17 protein-coding genes and 1 pseudogene are annotated in these 16,366 nt (G+C 65.5%); 10 read left to right on the plus strand and 8 right to left on the minus strand.

The window, feature by feature from the left end; translation table 11 throughout:
- The first annotated feature begins 109 nt into the window (after positions 1 to 109).
- Entirely contained in the window at positions 110 to 802 is a 693-nt protein-coding gene (locus FIV02_RS07200; protein WP_037049091.1) for an NUDIX hydrolase, read from the plus strand.
- A 247-nt stretch (positions 803 to 1,049) separates the two neighbouring features.
- Here FIV02_RS07200 and FIV02_RS07205 read toward each other — a convergent pair whose 3' ends face one another.
- The 4 genes from FIV02_RS07205 to FIV02_RS07220 form a co-directional block, all read right to left on the minus strand.
- Positions 1,050 to 3,563, minus strand: coding sequence for a penicillin acylase family protein (locus FIV02_RS07205; RefSeq protein ID WP_152488224.1), 2,514 nt, complete (start codon positions 3,561 to 3,563; stop codon positions 1,050 to 1,052).
- A gap of 95 nt (positions 3,564 to 3,658) precedes the next feature.
- Complete coding sequence (locus FIV02_RS07210) at positions 3,659 to 4,123, minus strand: DUF2489 domain-containing protein (protein WP_152488225.1); 465 nt, start codon at positions 4,121 to 4,123, stop codon at positions 3,659 to 3,661.
- A gap of 7 nt (positions 4,124 to 4,130) precedes the next feature.
- Positions 4,131 to 4,325: an SEC-C metal-binding domain-containing protein gene (locus tag FIV02_RS07215; RefSeq protein WP_037049080.1), complete on the minus strand. Its 195-nt coding sequence runs from the start codon at positions 4,323 to 4,325 to the stop codon at positions 4,131 to 4,133.
- 5 nt (positions 4,326 to 4,330) lie between these two features.
- Positions 4,331 to 4,828, minus strand: a complete 498-nt coding sequence (locus FIV02_RS07220; RefSeq protein WP_080756995.1) for an LEA type 2 family protein — start codon at positions 4,826 to 4,828, stop codon at positions 4,331 to 4,333.
- 192 nt (positions 4,829 to 5,020) lie between these two features.
- On the opposite strand from FIV02_RS07220, the gene FIV02_RS07225 reads away from it, so the two are divergent.
- Positions 5,021 to 5,599 (plus strand): hypothetical protein, encoded by a 579-nt coding sequence (locus FIV02_RS07225; protein ID WP_152488226.1) that lies wholly within the window; start codon positions 5,021 to 5,023, stop codon positions 5,597 to 5,599.
- A 34-nt stretch (positions 5,600 to 5,633) separates the two neighbouring features.
- On the opposite strand, the gene FIV02_RS07230 is transcribed toward FIV02_RS07225, so the two are convergent.
- From FIV02_RS07230 to FIV02_RS07240, 3 genes are all read right to left on the minus strand, one after another.
- Positions 5,634 to 6,749, minus strand: a complete 1,116-nt coding sequence (locus FIV02_RS07230; RefSeq protein ID WP_152488227.1) for a hypothetical protein — start codon at positions 6,747 to 6,749, stop codon at positions 5,634 to 5,636.
- Positions 6,750 to 6,815: 66 nt separating this feature from the next.
- Positions 6,816 to 7,298 (minus strand): YchJ family protein, encoded by a 483-nt coding sequence (locus FIV02_RS07235; RefSeq protein ID WP_037049069.1) that lies wholly within the window; start codon positions 7,296 to 7,298, stop codon positions 6,816 to 6,818.
- Positions 7,299 to 7,300: 2 nt separating this feature from the next.
- Positions 7,301 to 7,798, minus strand: a complete 498-nt coding sequence (locus FIV02_RS07240) for a DUF6231 family protein (protein ID WP_152488228.1) — start codon at positions 7,796 to 7,798, stop codon at positions 7,301 to 7,303.
- Positions 7,799 to 8,225: 427 nt separating this feature from the next.
- On the opposite strand from FIV02_RS07240, the pseudogene FIV02_RS24950 reads away from it, so the two are divergent.
- The 4 genes and pseudogenes from FIV02_RS24950 to FIV02_RS07260 all read left to right on the plus strand — a co-directional run.
- Positions 8,226 to 8,588: pseudogene (locus FIV02_RS24950) on the plus strand (OmpA family protein); the annotation flags it as partial.
- 137 nt (positions 8,589 to 8,725) lie between these two features.
- On the plus strand, positions 8,726 to 9,460 hold the full coding sequence (locus FIV02_RS07250; protein WP_051800543.1) for an OmpA family protein: 735 nt from the start codon (positions 8,726 to 8,728) through the stop codon (positions 9,458 to 9,460).
- A 158-nt stretch (positions 9,461 to 9,618) separates the two neighbouring features.
- Positions 9,619 to 9,924: a DUF1145 domain-containing protein gene (locus FIV02_RS07255; protein WP_152488229.1), complete on the plus strand. Its 306-nt coding sequence runs from the start codon at positions 9,619 to 9,621 to the stop codon at positions 9,922 to 9,924.
- A complete protein-coding gene (locus FIV02_RS07260) occupies positions 9,917 to 10,678 on the plus strand; it encodes a hypothetical protein (RefSeq protein WP_047586064.1) in 762 nt (253 codons plus the stop codon). The genes FIV02_RS07255 and FIV02_RS07260 overlap by 8 nt, the downstream gene beginning before the upstream one ends.
- A 40-nt stretch (positions 10,679 to 10,718) precedes the next feature.
- On the opposite strand, the gene FIV02_RS07265 is transcribed toward FIV02_RS07260, so the two are convergent.
- The gene (locus FIV02_RS07265) at positions 10,719 to 11,183 is read right to left on the minus strand and encodes a CopD family protein (RefSeq protein WP_150608700.1); all 465 of its coding nucleotides are present in this window, start codon (positions 11,181 to 11,183) and stop codon (positions 10,719 to 10,721) included.
- A gap of 140 nt (positions 11,184 to 11,323) precedes the next feature.
- Between FIV02_RS07265 and dinG the strand changes: the two genes are divergently transcribed.
- The 4 genes from dinG to pdxH all read left to right on the plus strand — a co-directional run bounded on the left by dinG (position 11,324) and on the right by pdxH (position 16,239).
- Positions 11,324 to 13,468, plus strand: a complete 2,145-nt coding sequence (gene dinG / locus FIV02_RS07270) for an ATP-dependent DNA helicase DinG (RefSeq protein ID WP_152488230.1) — start codon at positions 11,324 to 11,326, stop codon at positions 13,466 to 13,468.
- Between the two features lie 150 nt (positions 13,469 to 13,618).
- The gene (locus tag FIV02_RS07275; RefSeq protein ID WP_152488231.1) at positions 13,619 to 14,764 is read left to right on the plus strand and encodes a serine hydrolase domain-containing protein; all 1,146 of its coding nucleotides are present in this window, start codon (positions 13,619 to 13,621) and stop codon (positions 14,762 to 14,764) included.
- An 83-nt stretch (positions 14,765 to 14,847) separates the two neighbouring features.
- Positions 14,848 to 15,501, plus strand: a complete 654-nt coding sequence (locus FIV02_RS07280; RefSeq protein ID WP_150608704.1) for an OmpA family protein — start codon at positions 14,848 to 14,850, stop codon at positions 15,499 to 15,501.
- 90 nt (positions 15,502 to 15,591) lie between these two features.
- The gene (pdxH, locus tag FIV02_RS07285; RefSeq protein ID WP_047591956.1) at positions 15,592 to 16,239 is read left to right on the plus strand and encodes a pyridoxamine 5'-phosphate oxidase; all 648 of its coding nucleotides are present in this window, start codon (positions 15,592 to 15,594) and stop codon (positions 16,237 to 16,239) included.
- Positions 16,240 to 16,366 lie beyond the last annotated feature (127 nt).

Below are 16,366 nucleotides of genomic sequence, written 5' to 3' on the forward strand. Positions count from 1 at the left end.
ATATTCCATCTGATGAAATATGTAGTCAAGCGTTTATCTGATTTTCCACGTGAAAAAAACCGCCTTATTGGTCAAGATGAAATAAGTACACGGAGGAGCAGGTGACAGGATGAGTGCAGTGGAGGTTCTTGCCGGGGTCGATATCGTGGCCTTGCGCCTGAGTGAGGCGGGGGCGCTGCAGGTGTTGTTGATTCGCCGTCAGCGTGAGCCTTATGCGGGGCAGTGGGCATTGCCTGGTGTGCTGGTCAATGGTCGCTGCGTCGATGCCAGCCTGGATGCCGCCGCCGAGCGGGCGCTGGCGGACAAGGCGCGGCTGCGGCCGCACTACCTGGAGCAGGTGGCGACGGTCGGCAATGGCGTGCGCGACCCGCGTGGCTGGTCGCTGAGCACCTGCTACCTGGCACTGCTGGCGGCGGACGTCGAGCCGGAAGACGACGACCTGCGTTTCGTCGACCTGCAGGCGGTTCTCAGCGGGCAGCAGGCGTTGCCCTTCGATCATGCGCAACTGGTGCGCCTGGCCGCCGAACGCCTGCAGGGCAAATCGGTATACAGCTCGTTGCCGCTGTACCTGCTGGTATCACGCTTCACCGTGACCGAGGCACTGGCGGCGTTTCAGGCCTGCCTGGGCGAGCCGGTGCAGCACACCACCCTGCGTGGGCGTCTGGAGCGGATGAAGGCGCAGGGCTGGATCGCCGATACCGGTGAGAAGAACTACCCGAAGATGGGGCGGCCACAGCATCTGCTGGAACATCGTCCGCAGGCGGGAGAGGCCTTCATCTTCGACCGCAGCCTGCTGGCGTAGAGGGCTTGCCTGATTGCGGGCAAAAAAATAGGCGCCATGGGCGCCAGGGGAGCATTTCAATCGATGCACAGGTTCAGAGCCTGCTTCGAGCGAGAAGTTCAATCCACTGATGCAGAAATGCCATCTTTTTTTCTGCAGGCAAAAGAAAAGGCGCCAAGGGCGCCTTAAATCGATGATCTATGGAGTAAGTCGATTACTCAGAGTCTGGCGCTGAGGAAAAGGTTCAGCGTCAGCCGACGAACGGTCATCACTTGCCCGGCATCAGCAGCAGACGCTGGCTGCCATAGACCTTGTCCAGGTTCTGCGCCTTGAACGGGAAGCTCATGTAGCCGCCCTTGAGCCAGGCCTCGATGCCATCGGCGTAGTGCGGGCTGGCCGGGTTGCCGGACTGCCCCGAACTGTTGACGCCGATCAGCGGCTCATCGGCGGAAAAGTCGACGACGATGCGCATGGCCGGGATCAGGAAGGTAGTGAAGTCCTGACCCCAGGGGTAGGCCGCGACGTTCAGGGTGCCGTGGTCACCACCGGCCGGGTAGGGGCCGCGATCCAGGTAGCCTTTGAGGGCGTTGATGCTGGCGCGCTGGCTGGCGCTCATGTAGGGCGCCAGGCGTGTGGTGTCGGTGACCCATTCGTAGGTGTGCAGCTTGCCCCACTGCCAGTTGCGGCGTTCGCTGCCCAGGCGGTTTTCCAGCAGCGTGATGCTGGCGGCCAGGCTGCGCGCCAGGATGGCCGGCTTGTCTTCCTTCTGCGGGGTGCGGATGTCATCCCAGAACGGGCTGTCAGGACGGCCGAGCAGGTGGTCGGCCTGCGCCGAATAGGACAGGTTGGCGGTTTCCACCAGGGCCTGCCAGGCCGGATTGTCTTCCGGGCCCAGTTCGTCGAGGAAGGTCTGCCGGGCGCTCTCCTGCATGAATGCACCGTAGACGGCCGCATCGGCCGAGCTGGCGGTGAGCTTGCCGTCGAAGGCCAGCAGGCGCCGCAGCGCTTCATCGGCGCGCTCGCGCTGGCCGCTGGGCAGCGCGGCGATCGCCTGGCGCAGCGGCTCGTGCATGGACGGGTCGTTGAACATCGCCTGCAGTTTGGCGACGAACGGGGAGCTCTGGTCGTACTGCATGGCGATCATGCTGCGGCCATCGTGACGGCCGTTGCCCGCCAGTTCGGCGATGCGCTCGGCGCGTTCCGGGTAGAACCAGGAACTGGACAACTGCATGCCATAGCCGGGCTCGACGCTGCGCTGGTTGGCGGTGCCCAGCCAGCCTTGCGGCGGGTCCTGGTCGTAGGGATGCAGCATCGGATCGGCGTAGCCGTCCCAGGCGTAACGCTGGTCCCAGCCGGGGGAGGGCAGCAGGCCACGGCCTTCGCGCCGGTTCGGGTAGCGACCGGTGACCTGCCAGCCGATGTGCTGGGCATCGGCGAAGACGATGTTCAGCGGCATCGCGCGGATTTCCCGGGTGGCTTCGAAGGCGGCATCCACCGACTGCGCACGGGACAGGTCGAAGAAGGCGTCGAGGCTCTTGTCGCGCTCGAACTGGGTGGTCTTCAGGGCCAGGCCGTAGCCAGTCTGCAAGGGCAGAGGCTGGAGCATGTGCTTGCGCTCGCCCAGTACCGAGTTGAGCAGCGGGCCGTTGCGAGTCTCGTACAGGGTTTCGCGGATGGGACGCTGGCCCTTGATGAAGAAGGTCTCCTGGCGCTCCATCACCGGCAGCCACTGGCCGTCGGCCTGGTACATCAGGCGACTGCCCTCGCGCTTGATGCGTTCGAGGTAGATGTCCTGGTTGTCGCCCATGACCATGGTCATGCCCCAGGCCAGCTTGCCGTTGTACCCGGCCACCACGGCCGGCACGCCGGCCAGCGAAACACCGGCGGCCTGGTACTTGGGCGAGCGGATCTGCACGAAATTCCACAGCGACGGCATGCTCAGCGGCAGGTGCGTGTCGTTGGCCAGCAGGCTCTTGCCGCCACGGCTGCGCTCGGGGGCGATGGCCCAGTTGTTCGAGGCCGCGACACCCAGCATGTGCTGCTCGGCGATCTGCGCGGCGCTGCGGGCGACCGCCTGCAGACCGGGCAGCTGGCCCTTGAGATCGAGGCCGGCGAGTTTCTCCGCTTCGGCGAAGGGCAGCGGCTCATCCGGATAGATCGGCAGCAGCCAGGGCAGCTTGTCGACGCCGACCTGCTGGGCCATCGTCAGCGCGGCGATTTCCTCCTGCAGGTTCACCGACAGGCCGAAGTTCAGCAGGCAGAACAGCAGCACCGAGTCCTCGGGTTTCCAGTACTCGGGGCGATAGCCGGATTCCGCCAGGTCCATCGGCAGGCGGTCGCGGTAGCGGAACAGGTAGGCATTGACGCCGCGTGCATAGACCTCGAAGAAGCGTTTCAGGCGCGGCGAGGCGTCGGCGTAGAGCAGCTCCGCGCTCTTCCTGAGGTTGACCGCGCGCATGAAACGGTCCATCTCCAGCACGCCCGGGCCGGCCATTTCCGCCAGGCGGCCCTGAGCCAGCAGGCGCATGCCGACCATCTGGCTGAGGCGGTCGCCGGCGTGCACGTAGCCCAGGGTGAACAGCGCGTCGTGAAAGGTGCCCGATTCGATCAGCGGCATGCCGAGGGCATTGCGCCGCACCGATGCGCTTTCCGCCACGCCCTGGATGCGCTCGATGCCGCGGGTCGGCGGCACGCTGTCGGCATAGCGGCTGTTGAGCAGTGACTGGCAGCCACCGAGCGTGGTCAGGGATGCGGCAAGGGTCAGGCGGGCCAGCGTGCGCATGGCGGATATCCTTGGACAGGGGATGAGGCCGGTCGGGTGTCGACCGGCCACGAAGTCGCCAAGGTAAAGAGGCCGTTGCGACCTGGCAAGAGGGCTCAGGCGTTCGGCTGAGCGCGCTTGAGCCCGTCATCGAGCAGCCAGCGCGCGGCCGTGCGGGCGGCGGCCTTGTGCTGCAGCTCCAGCTCGTTGAAACGCTTCTCGAAGCGCCGCCGCTGCTCCTTGTCCAGCGCCTTCCAGGCCGCATGGGTCGGTACGTCGGTGGTCGCCTCGAAGAGCAGGTGGAACACCTGGCAGCGGCTGTCGTTGCTGAGGTCGCTGTCGTAGTTGTCGAGCAGCACCTTGATGCGGATGGCGCCCTCGATCAGCGGCAGCTGCTCGTCGAGCAGGCTGCTGGCGAGGATGTTCAGGTCACCACCGAGGCGCTCCTGGCGTTCCTGGCGAGCCTCCTCCTGGGCCTGTTGCCGGGCCCAGACGCGGCGCCAGAGGTGCCAGGCATAGGCGGCCAGGGCGGCGATCAGCAACAGGCCGGCGAGCAGCAGGGGCAGGGTCACGGCGTGCATGCCCGGCTCAGGCGCCGTGGCACTTCTTGAACTTCTTCTGGCTGCCGCAGGGGCAGGGATCGTTGCGGCCGACGTCCTTCAGGGCGTTGCGCACCGGCTCCTGATGGCCGTGGTTGCAATGCGGGCCGTGGACATGGCCATGGTCGTGGTGATCATGGTCATGGTTGCAGTCAGGGCCGTGGACGTGGGGTTGGTTGCTCATGAGGGTTACTCCGGGATGAAATCGCCGGGAATTATCTCGCCATTGCGCGACATGTGCACGCTGCGGCTGAAGAGCATGCCGGTCTTCACTTCACCCTTGAGGCTGTAGCGGATCGGCTGGTCGGGTTTTTCCAGCATCTTCACCACCTGGCGAACATGGCGCCACAGGTTGGTGCGCACCGGCACGTCGAAGCTGTGATGACCATTGGCGGGCACGGTGAACCATTCACTGGCGGAACCGTCGGCCAGGGGAATGTCGTTGAGGGTGACCGCGTATTCCAGACCGCGTACCGGCAGGCTGACGCTGTTGGGATTGTCGATGCGAAAGCGCAGGAGGAACTCTTGTTCGAGCAGCCTGGCCTTGATTACGTCCACCTTGATGAGTCGGACATCCGGGTCCTTGAATCCACCCGTCATCCAGGTGGAGCATCCTGCGAGGCCTGAAGCAAGGCCAAAAAACATCAGTAGGCTGATAATTCTTATCATTTGCGCCTGAGAAAACATTTCATACCCCCATTGCGGCTCAGTGTAACAAGCAAGCGCTTGGCTGCAACTGGGGTGAGTCATTATTTTCAAGGAGATACCGCCGTTGCCCGTTGAACATTTGTAAAGCGTGATGCACGGATGAGAAGCCGGCAGTGTCAGCGCAAAACAACCTGCGCCATACTGAGTCGTGAATAGGACAGGAGTGTGACCATGAGTCGCTACGAGATCGCCTTCTCCGGGCAGTTGGTGCCGGGGGCGCAACTGGAGCTGGTCAAGGCCAACATGGCCAAGTTGTTCCAGGCCGATACCCAGCGGATCGCCCAGCTGTTTTCCGGGCGTCGCATCGTGATCAAGAACAACCTCGACGCTGCGGCGGCGGAGAAGTACCGATCGACCCTGGAGCGGGCGGGGGCCCGTGTCGAAGTGATCGACATGGATATGCCGATCGAGGAAGTCGAACTGGCTCCACCACCGCCCGCCGAACCGGCACCTGCGGCACCTGCGGCACCTGCTGCGGCCGCGGCCGCGGCGTCTGGCGGGGCCACGGCGGGGCGACTGCAGGTGGCGCCGCGTGACGAATACATGGCGGCGTTCAGCGAGGTGGATGCCCCGGACTTCGGCATCGCCCCGGTCGGGGCGGATCTGCAGGACGCCAAGCCGGATGCCGAGGCGCCGCGCGTGGACCTGTCGCAGTTCAGTTTGGCGCCGGTGGGCAGTGACATGGGGCAGGCCAAGGCCGACGCGGCGGCGCCACCGCCGGATACGTCACACCTCAAGCTGCAGGAATAAGAGAAGTGGGCCCGCATGTGCGGGCCCTGTCGTTTCAGCCAGCCTTGCACTGGGCCTTGGCGTCCTCGGGCTTGAGGTTGCGCACGGTGATGAAGAACAGTTCGCAGGTCTGCTGCTTGTCCGTCACCTGCCATTTCTGGGTGCAACTGGTCAGCGTCTGCTGCGGGTCATTGCCCGGGTTCTGCCCCATGCCGGCCTGCCAGCAGGCGGCACTGAGGTCCTGCCCCATGACCTTGATGCCGGTGGCGTTGGCCTTGGCTTCGCTGCCCTGGTTGTTGTCCGGGTCTGCCGCGTACCAGATGTAGCTCGGGTGGTTGGCGCCGAGAACCGACGTCTGCTGCCCGGGCGCCGAGGTGATCTGGCCAAGCCCCAGCACCGGCAGGGTCACGCCGTACTGCTGCTTGATCCAGTTCCGCACCGGGCTGCCGAAGGCAACCATGGGCAGGGTACCGTCACCCTTGCCGGCGGTGAGCTCGCCGACCATGCGCTGCTGGTAGGTGTTGAAGTAGCTGTACACGCCTTCCAGCGTGCTCCCCGCGCTGGCCGGCGCCGCGATGGGCGCGATGTCGACGATGGTCTGGTAGGCCGGCGTCTGCTGCACCGGCACGCCGTTGTAGCTGAGCAGCGACGCCCAGCGATCGGTGGTGTTGGAGCGCAGATAGTCCTGCGCCTGGGTCAGCGAATAGTCTGGCGGGAAGTGCAGCAGCTCGACGCTCTTGCGGTTCTCCAGTGCCATGCCCAGGGGCAGGAAGAAGTACCAGTTGTACTGCCACTTGCCGTCGCTGTTCAGCTGGCTGGCGCCCTTGTAGGCCAGGTCCCCGGCATCGAGCAGTTGCTGCAGCGGCTTGCCATAGCCGTCGGGAGCGCCCTTGAAATCGGCCAGGATGCGCTCGCCGTGGCGGACCACGCTCACGCTGGCCTGCGGATAACCGTCCCGATCGAGGCTCTGGCGCAGGTAGTGCTCGACGGTCTGCTCCAGCGTCCAGTCGCGATAGCAGATCACGTTGCAGTTGTTCGGGTAGGCGAACAGCCGGCTGACGCGCTGGCTGTCGCCCAGGTCCACGGATTCCCCCTGCAGCCCGCCGGGCTGAGTGGCGCAACCTATGAGCAGGCTCGCCAGAATGACCGTCAAACCACTTTTCTTGTGCATGGCTCTCTCCTTGTTGAGTGTCCTTGCGGACGCTTCAACTCAAGCAGAAAGCGCGGAGAACGCCAGTCAGGCGCTCAGGAAAGGGGCGCAGCACTTCTTGAATTTCTGGCCGCCCTGGCAGGGGCAGGGGTCGTTGCGCCCGGCCTTCAGGGGCACGGTCGGGTCGATGAAATACCAGCGGCCGTCGACCTGGACGAAGGCCGAGCATTCGCGATGACTGTGCTCGCCGTTGTCATCGTGCCAGCGGGCGACGAAGGTCACCTGGGCGTGCTCGGGCTTGCCACCGAACACTTCGCGCTTCTCCACCTCGAGGCCGAGCCAGGTGCTTTGTGCGCTCCAGGCTGCCATGGCGTCGCGGTCGAGTGCCTGTTGCTGGGCGGGCAGGGTGGTCGCCACCAGGTAGTCCACCAGGCCCAGGACGTACGCGCTGTAGCGCGAGCGCATCAGCAGCTCGGCGCAGGGCGCGGGGGTACCGCCGTGATAGTGGCCACAGCACTGGCTCAGCGGGTTGCCGCTGCCGCATGGGCAGTTGGGATCGAGTGGGTCCATCGTCACCACCAGTATTTGCCGAAATTTTGTGGATTGGCCCAGAACTTTGCGTTCAACCAGTCGGGAACTTGCTTGTAATCGAGCAGATCATAGGTGAACAGATGCAGGGTCTGTCCCTCGCGCTGGAACTGTTCGCTGGCTTGCATGGCCAGGGCGAAGAAGTCGGTTTCCCGCCAGTCGCCCGCCTGCAGATCGACCAGCGCGGCGACCCGGCTGGCGTTCAGGTTGCGGATGCCACCGAGCAGTTGCAGTCCCTCGCGCTTGGGCAAGTGCTCCAGGCAGTCGACCAGCAGGGCCAGGTCGAAACGCTGTGCGGCCAGTTCCGGCGCCAGGGGCGCAGCCGCTGCGGTGGTGACCTGACACTGCGGATGCGCCTCTTTGAAGGCATCGACAGCGGGTAGCTCGCTGGCACCGAGCAGCAACAGCTTCTCGGGTGTATAACGGGCTAGCAGTGCGGCAATCGCCTGCTGTGGAGTACGGGAGCTAAGGCTGGCAGTCATCGAACTTCCTCGAAAAGTCTGCAAAGACTAACGTGGTGTCGATATCAGGCCTAGAGTGAGAGAAAATTATCCGTGCTATGCGCTATAGCTGGCGGATTGTACAACTCGTGTCTTTACTACTATTGAGTCGGTTATGGGCCGATGAACATTGGAGACCTAAAGTATGAGTATCACAAGGAACGCTGTACCCCTGATTCTGGCTAGTACCCTGCTGACCGGTTGTGCCGGTCTGCAGAAAACCGACTGGCCCACCTGCGCAGCCGTCGGTGGTGTGGGTGGTGCCGCGTTAGGGGCAATCGAGAGCTCGAGCTGGGCGGGTGGCGGTGCGCTGGTTGGCGCCGGCATGGGCGCGGCCTATTGCTGGGTCCACGGTGCCGAGGCGCAGCAGGTCGAAGTCGTCGAGGAAGTCGTCGTCGAAGAGATGGCGCCTGAGCCGGCCGAAGCCGTACGCGTCGAGCTGGACGTCAAGTTCGACTTCGACAAGGCGCAGGTCAAGCAGGAAAGCTACGGCGACATCAAGGCGCTGGCCGACTTCATGAAACAGTACCCGCAGACCAGCACCGTGGTTGAAGGTCACACCGACTCCGTGGGCAGCGATGCCTACAACCAGGGTCTGTCCGAGCGCCGCGCCGGTGCCGTTCGTGACGTGCTGGTCAACCAGTACGGTGTCGAGTCCAGCCGCGTACAAGCCGTGGGTTATGGCGAAAGCCGCCCGGTCGCCGACAACGCTTCTGCTGATGGCCGCGCCATCAACCGTCGCGTGGAAGCCGAGGTCGAAGCCCAGCCGTAAGGCGCTTCGCCCCGTAGACGGCAGATGCGAACGAGCCCGGTCGGTGTGTAACCGACCGGGCTCGTTCTTGTGTGATCCCCGCCTGCCGTCTTTACTCCTGTATACCGGCATAACGCCGGTACACAGGAGACACCACCATGAGAACCCACCTTCTGAAGGTCATACCTTTTCTCTTGGTCAGCAGTGTTCTCTCTGGTTGTGCCACGACTTCCAGTACGGGAGACGCGCCGCTCAATCAAGGGAACTGGCCCCTGTGCAGTGCGATTGGAGCCCTGGCCGGTGGCGGCCTTGGTGCAATCGAGAGTTCTACCTGGGCAGCAGGCGGCGCCGTGGCCGGTGCGGTACTGGGTACCATCATCTGTTATGCGCAGGACGGCGACGAAGACGACGACGGCGTGTTCGATCGGCGTGATCGATGCCCGGGCACACCCGCTGGAACGCCGGTCCACCACAACGGTTGCCCGCTGCCGCAGTACCCGGCCAGTGTCGCCGAGGAACCACCCATGGAGCCGCAGGCTCAGGACGAAGTCATCGTGCTCAGCGATCTGGGCAACGTGCTGTTCGCCTTCGACTCCGCCGAGCTGACGGGCGAGGCGAAACGCTTGCTGGCGGATGTCGCGACGCGACTGACAGGCGCCAACCTGGTCGCGGTCAAGGTTGTCGGGCACACCGACAGCGTCGGCAGCGATGCGTACAACCAGGGCTTGTCCGAACGTCGTGCGCGCAGTGTCGCCGACTTCCTCGTCGCCCAGGGGGTGCCAGCCGACAAGCTCAGCACCGAAGGGCGTGGCGAGAGCCAGCCGGTGGCGGACAACGGCAGCGATGCCGGACGTGCGGAAAATCGTCGAGTCGAGCTGTACGTTTCCCGCTGATCGATACGACCTGGTGCCCCCGGTGCATTCGCCCCGGGGGCACGTCCGTCTGGGCCAACGCCTGACAAAGTCCCGGAAAAAGACCCTTGCCGCTGGTGGTCGGCGCTGCGACCGGTTAACGTGCTGCGCTATCAGAAAGTCGCGAGCATGGGGGCGGGATGAAGTCATTGTTGACCGTGGGCAAGGCGCTGGTCTTGGTGTTCTGGGTGGTGTGTGGCGCGGCGCTGGCCAAGCGCTTCGGTGCACCGTTCGAGCAACTGCTTCTTGTGCTGGCCGCTGCCATGCTGCTCGTGCATGCGCTGCAGCTGTGGCTGTTCGCGAGCCTGCTGGTCGGGCGGGCCAACCCCTGGGGTGACCGGCTGCAGGTGCTGCTGTTCGGCATCTTCCACCTGTATCCGATGAAAGCGACGAAGCAGCCCGCTCCCGTCGAGACGGTCTCGGTCGAGGAGGCTGCGCATGCGTAAGCTCGCCCTGTTGCTGTGCCTGTGCACTGGCGTCGCGCTGGCTGACAGCCAGGTCAAGGTGCCTGCCAATGCGTTGATGCGCCTGCCTGTGGCCAGCGCCGCCCTGCGGCTGGACCGCCTGGAGGTCGCCGATCACGCGACGCTGATGATTCCGGCGAAGGTCACCGAGCTGCGTGTCGGCACCCTGCTGATGGGGCGCGAGGCACGCATCGGCGTGGCGCCGAGCGATCAGCCGCTGCGCCTGGAGGTGCAGGATGCCGATGTCGGCGCCGGCGCCTGGATCAGTGCCAAGGGCGCCGCAGGCACCTACAGCAAGGCCGCCACGCCTGGGCGGGAAATCAAGCTGAAACTGCACAAGCTGACGTTCGAGTCCCTGACCCTGGACGTGCGTGGCGGTCGCGGTGCGCCGGGTTACGCCGGGCTCGATGGTGCCCATGGCAAGCCGGGTGGTTGTACCTGGGGCCAGGCCAGTGCCGGCTACGATGGCCAGGACGGCACCGACGGGCATGCCGGCGCGGCGGGTGGCAACGTGGTGCTGGAAGTGCCGCACCATGTCGAGGTCGAGCGCCTGCAGGTGTTGCTCGACGGCGGCGAGGGTGGCGTGGCTGGCGCTGCAGGGCGGCCTGGCCACGGTGGCGCGGCCAGGGACTGCCTGCTCTATGGCGTCGATGGCGCCGCCGACGGCAACCCCGGCCAGCCGGGGCGCGCCGGCGCTGCAGGGCGCAGTGGCGCCGTGCAGGTCTTTCGTTTCTGAGGGGCGCGGGCTGCCTGCGCCCTGCAGGCAGCCGGTTCGATCAGAAGCTCGGGCGCATCGCCACCAGCGTCATCAGCGCCAGGCCGACCAGCAGGTTGCTGCCGACGATCTTGCGGATCTTCCCCAGTACCTCAGCGCCGGCGGGCCAGTTCTCGGCCTCCACCGCGCGCCGCAGCTCCGGCAGCAGCAGGGCCTGGATACGCAGGAAGAGGGCGAGCATCACCAGGTACAGCCCCATCATGATGTGCACGTAGCGCGGCGCCGCGTCGAAACCGCCGTAGCTCAGGTGCAGCATGCCCACGCCGCTCAGCGGCAGCAGCAGTACCGCCAGCCAGACCCAGACGAAGAAGCGCTTGAACACGTTCAGCCACAGGCGCAGGCGGGCAGGCGGCTCCAGTGCGTCGACCGCTGCCGGGCGCAGGATCATCCAGGCGAAGAACATCCCGCCCACCCAGATGACGGCGGCCAGCAGGTGTAGCGCGTAGAGTGGGGCGTAGGGGGTCATGCAGGGTCTCCAGAGGGTTCGGTTGACGGCTCGAGCTGCCCGATGTGCACGGGAGTCTGCGCCAGATCGATTGCCGCGTTATGATAGCGGCCGCTCCGCGAATACTGAAAATTTATCCAGCCTTTTTCGTTTCAGAATCCATGCTCAGTACCGAACTCAAGTCCCAGATTCAGGGCGCCTACTCGCGCTTCCTCGAGGCCAAGTCACTCAAGCCTCGCTACGGTCAGCGCCTGATGATCGCCGAAATCGCCAAGGTGCTCGGCACCATCAGGAGCGACGACGAGGGCAAGCGCCTGGGCGATCCCGCCGTGGTCGCGGTGGAGGCGGGTACGGGCACCGGCAAGACGGTGGCCTACAGCCTGGCGACGATTCCCACGGCCAAGGCGGCGGGCAAGCGTCTGGTCATCGCCACCGCCACCGTGGCGCTGCAGGAGCAGATCGTGCACAAGGATCTGCCCGACCTGCTGCGCAACAGCGGGCTGAACTTCAGTTTCGCCCTGGCCAAGGGGCGTGGTCGCTACCTGTGCCTGTCCAAGCTCGATCACCTGCTGCAGGACGGCGCCGCGCAGAGCGCCACGGCGCAGCTGTTCGAAGAGGAAGGCTTCCGCATCGACGTCGACGAGCAGGGGCAGAAGCTGTTCACCGCGATGATCGAGAAACTCGCCGGCAACCGCTGGGACGGCGACCGCGACAGCTGGCCCGAAGAGCTGGACGACAGCCGCTGGGCGCAGCTGACCACCGATCACAGCCAGTGCACCAACCGGCATTGCCCGAACTTCCAGCAGTGCGCCTTCTACAAAGCCCGCGAAGGCATGGGCAAGGTCGACGTGATCGTCACCAACCACGACATGGTGCTGGCTGACCTCGCGCTCGGTGGCGGTGCGGTGCTGCCCGACCCGCGCGAAACCATCTACGTGTTCGACGAAGGTCATCACCTGCCGGACAAGGCCATCGGCCACTTCGCTCACTTCACCCGCCTGCGTTCGACCGCCGACTGGCTCACGCAGATCGACAAGAACCTGACCAAGCTGCTGGCGCAGAACCCGCTGCCGGGTGACCTGGGCCGGCTGATCGAGCAGGTGCCGGAGCTGGCGCGCGAGCTGAAAACCCAGCAGCAGTTCATGTTCAGCGCCTGCGAAGAGGTTGCCGACTTCAAGGCCGGTGAGGACATGGAAGGGCGCGAGCGCCCGCGCCACCGCTTCGTCGGTGGGGTGGTGCCGGAGCACCTGACCGAGCTGGGGCTGGAGCTGAAGAAAGGTTTCTCCAAGCTCAACGACCTGTTCACCGGCGTTACCGAGTTGCTCAAGGAAGCGATGGACGGCGAGGGCGCGGTCGGCATCGCCAGTCACCAGGCCGAGGAATGGTACCCGCTGTTCGGCAGCCTGATGGCGCGCGCCAAGGGCAACTGGGAGCTGTGGCTGGCCTTCACCGCCGAAGACCCGGAAGAGAGCCCGCCGATGGCGCGCTGGCTGACCCTGGCCGACAGTGGCGCGCTGTTCGACATCGAAGTCAACGCCAGCCCGATCCTCGCGGCGGAGACCCTGCGCCGCAACCTGTGGAACGTCGCCCACGGTGCCCTGGTCACCTCGGCCACGCTCACCGCGCTGGGCACCTTCGACCGCTACCGCATGCGTGCCGGGCTGCCCAAGGTGGCGGTCACCGCCATCGTGCCGAGCCCCTTCCACCACGCCGATGCCGGCGTGTTGCGCGTGCCCGATCTCAAGGCCGACCCGCGCGAGGCGGCCGTGCACACCGCAGCCATCGTGCGCGAGTTGCCGGCGCTGGTCGCGGGCAGTCGCGGCACCCTGGTGCTGTTCTCCTCGCGCAAGCAGATGCAGGACGTGTTCGACGGCCTGGATCGCGACTGGCGCAAGCGGGTGTTCATCCAGGGCAACCTGTCCAAGCAGGAGACGCTGAACAAGCACAAGGCGCGTGTCGACTCCGGCGAGGAGAGCGTGCTGTTCGGCCTGGCCAGCTTCGCCGAGGGCGTCGATCTGCCCGGTGCCTACTGCGAGCATGTGGTGATCGCCAAGATTCCCTTCGCCGTGCCCGATGACCCGGTCGAAGCCGCGCTGGCCGAGTGGATCGAGGCGCGGGGGGGCAACCCGTTCATGGAAATCGCCGTGCCGGATGCGTCGCTGCGCCTGGTACAGGCCTGCGGCCGCCTGCTGCGGACCGAGGCCGATCGCGGCACCATCACCCTGCTGGACCGACGCGTGGTGACCCAGCGCTACGGCAAGGCGATTCTCAATGCCTTGCCCCCCTTTCGTCGGGAAATCCAGTGAGCGCCTGACTGTCGGCTGTAGCGCGCGGGTCCGGAAGAGTGCGAGCCCGCGCCGAGTCGCCTGCGTGCCCCGCGTAACATCGACGGCCAGCGGTTCCCAACGGCGGCGGGGGCTGGAACAATGCAGGCAATTTCGTTCAAGGAGACAGATGTGCAGGTTCAGGGCTATTTCGACTTGCGTTTCGAGGCGGTGAGGGATGCCTTCGCCAGCCTGTTCGAGGACTCCCAGGAGCGCGGCGCGGCGCTCTGCGTGCAGATTGGCGGCGAAACCGTGCTGGACCTGTGGGCCGGGGTGATGGACAAGGACGGCCAGCAGGCCTGGCACAGCGACACCATCGCCAACCTGTTCTCCTGCACCAAACCCTTCGCGGCGGTCGTCGCGCTGCAACTGGTGGGCGAGGGCAAGCTCGACCTGGATGCGCCGGTGGCGCGCTACTGGCCGGAGTTCGCCGCCGCCGGGAAGGAGCGCATCAGCGTGCGCCATATGCTCTGCCACCAGGCCGGTTTGCCGGCGCTGCGCCAGCCGCTGCCGGCCGAAGCCCTCTATGACTGGCAGACCATGACCGCCGCGCTGGCCGCCGAACAGCCCTGGTGGTCGTTGGGCGAGGGGCACGGCTATGCGCCCATCACCTATGGCTGGCTGATCGGCGAGCTGATCCGTCGGGTGGAAGGGCGTGGCCCGGGTGAGAGCATCGCCGCCCGCATCGCCAGGCCGCTGGGCCTGGATTTTCATGTCGGCCTGGCCGACAGCGAGTTCGATCGCGTCGCGCACATCGCCCGCGGCAAGGGCAACCTGGGCGATGCCGCCGCGCAGCGCCTGCTCAAGGTGATGATGAGCGATGCCAGCGCCATGAGCACGCGCTCGTTCACCAATCCGCCATCGATCATGACCAGCACCAACAAGCCGGAGTGGCGGCGCATGCAGCAGCCGGCGGCCAATGGCCACGGCAATGCCCGCAGCCTGGCCGGCTTCTATGCCGGCTTGCTCGACGGCAGCCTGCTGGACAGTGAGCTGCTCGGCGAAATGACCCGCGAGCACAGCCTGGGTGAGGACAAGACCCTGCTGACCCACACCCGTTTCGGCCTCGGTTGCATGCTCGACCAGCCCGAGGTAGCCAATGCGACCTACGGCATGGGCGCCGGCGCCTTCGGCCACCCCGGTGCCGGCGGTTCCAGCGGCTTTGCCGATCCGCAGCGCGACCTCGCATTCGGCTTCGTCATCAATAATCTAGGACCGTTCGTCTTGATGGACCCTCGAGCGCAGAAACTTGCGCAACGGGTTGCGGACTGTATCTGATCGAGCGGCTAGACTTGCGCCATTCGTTCAGTACCACCCATAACAAACCGACCATTAGAAACTTGTGCGACCTCGGGGGCTTCATGCGCGCCAACAAGATTTTTGCCTTTACCTGCTGCCTGCTGATTGCCGGCTGCGCGGGCTCGGAGAAGAAAGAGGTCGCCAAGGCGGCCGTGATGCCGCCACCGCAGGTGACCCGTGCCTGGCTCGACGAGTACGAGCCGCGCGTGCGTGATGCCGTCAAGGACAGCGCATTCGAGTTCGAGCGGCGCGACAACCTGCTGGTCGTCACCGCGCCGGTGAAGGGCTCGTTCAACCCGGACCGTCCGCAGATGCTGTTGCCGGCCAGCCTGGGCCCGATCACCCGGGTCGCCAAGCTGCTCGAGGCCGACAACGACATCGCCGTGGTGATACTCGGCCACGCCGACAGCAGCGGCGATGCCTCGCTGAACCGCGACCTCAGCCAGCAGCGCGCGCGTGCCGTGACCTCCATCTTCCGCCTCAGCGGCCTCAAGCAGAACCGCCTGCAGGTCATGGGCCTGGGTTCGGACATGCCGCGTGCCGCCAACGACAGCGCAGCCGGGCGTGCGCTCAACCGTCGTGTGGAAATCCTCCTGACCTCGCGCGACACCATGCAGGGGCTGATCGCCAAGTACAGCCAGCCGGCCAAGGCCGACCTGAAGGATGGGCCCAAGGTAGCTGCCGCAGATCAAGGAAAACTGGGCAAGTCAGAGTAAGCTTGGCGGCATTTCCCACCTGTTGAGGGTGTATCCGCAACCTGCTGGCAACAGCGCCGAGGGTTGCGGCAGGCGCCCCGAGGAACTGCCATGACCCAGACACTGGCCGATATGCGCCGTGACTACACCCGCGACGGCCTGAGCGAAGCCCAGGCCCCGCTGGAACCCTTCACCCTGTTTCGTCAGTGGTTCGACGATGCCGTGAAGACCGAGCAACTGCCGGTCGAACCCAACGCCATGACCCTGGCCACCGTGGACGAGCAGGGCCGGCCGCACTGCCGTGTATTGCTGCTCAAGGGCCTCGACGAGCGCGGCTTCACCTTCTTCAGCAACTACGAAAGTGCCAAGGGGCGCCAGCTCGCGGCGCGCCCGTTCGCCGCCATGACGTTCTTCTGGCCCAGCCTGGAACGCCAGGTGCGCATCGAAGGTCGGGTAGAGCGCGTCACTCCCGCCGAGTCCGATGGTTACTATCAGGTGCGTCCGCTGGGCAGCCGTATCGGCGCCTGGGCGTCGCCGCAGAGCCGGGTGATCCGTGATCGCGCCGAGCTGGAAGGGCTGCTCGCGGAAACCGAACGGCGCTTTCTCAACCAGGCCCCGCACTGCCCGCCACACTGGGGTGGCTATCGCCTGCTGCCCGAGCGCATCGAATTCTGGCAGGGCCGCCCGAGCCGCCTGCATGACCGACTCAACTACCGCCTGCAGGGCGAGGCCTGGATTCGCGAACGCCTGGCGCCCTGAGGGGCGCGCAGGGGGCAGGGCTCGTTGACTGAGTAGCAAAGCGCTTGGTCTGGAGAGGGGGGCTGCTATCGGCCAAAAGCTGCCAGTCTGCAAATTTCATGTAACATTTGTCGGAATAACCATCTAG

Source organism: Pseudomonas sp. THAF187a, from assembly GCF_009363395.1.
Lineage (GTDB): Bacteria > Pseudomonadota > Gammaproteobacteria > Pseudomonadales > Pseudomonadaceae > Aquipseudomonas > Aquipseudomonas khazarica.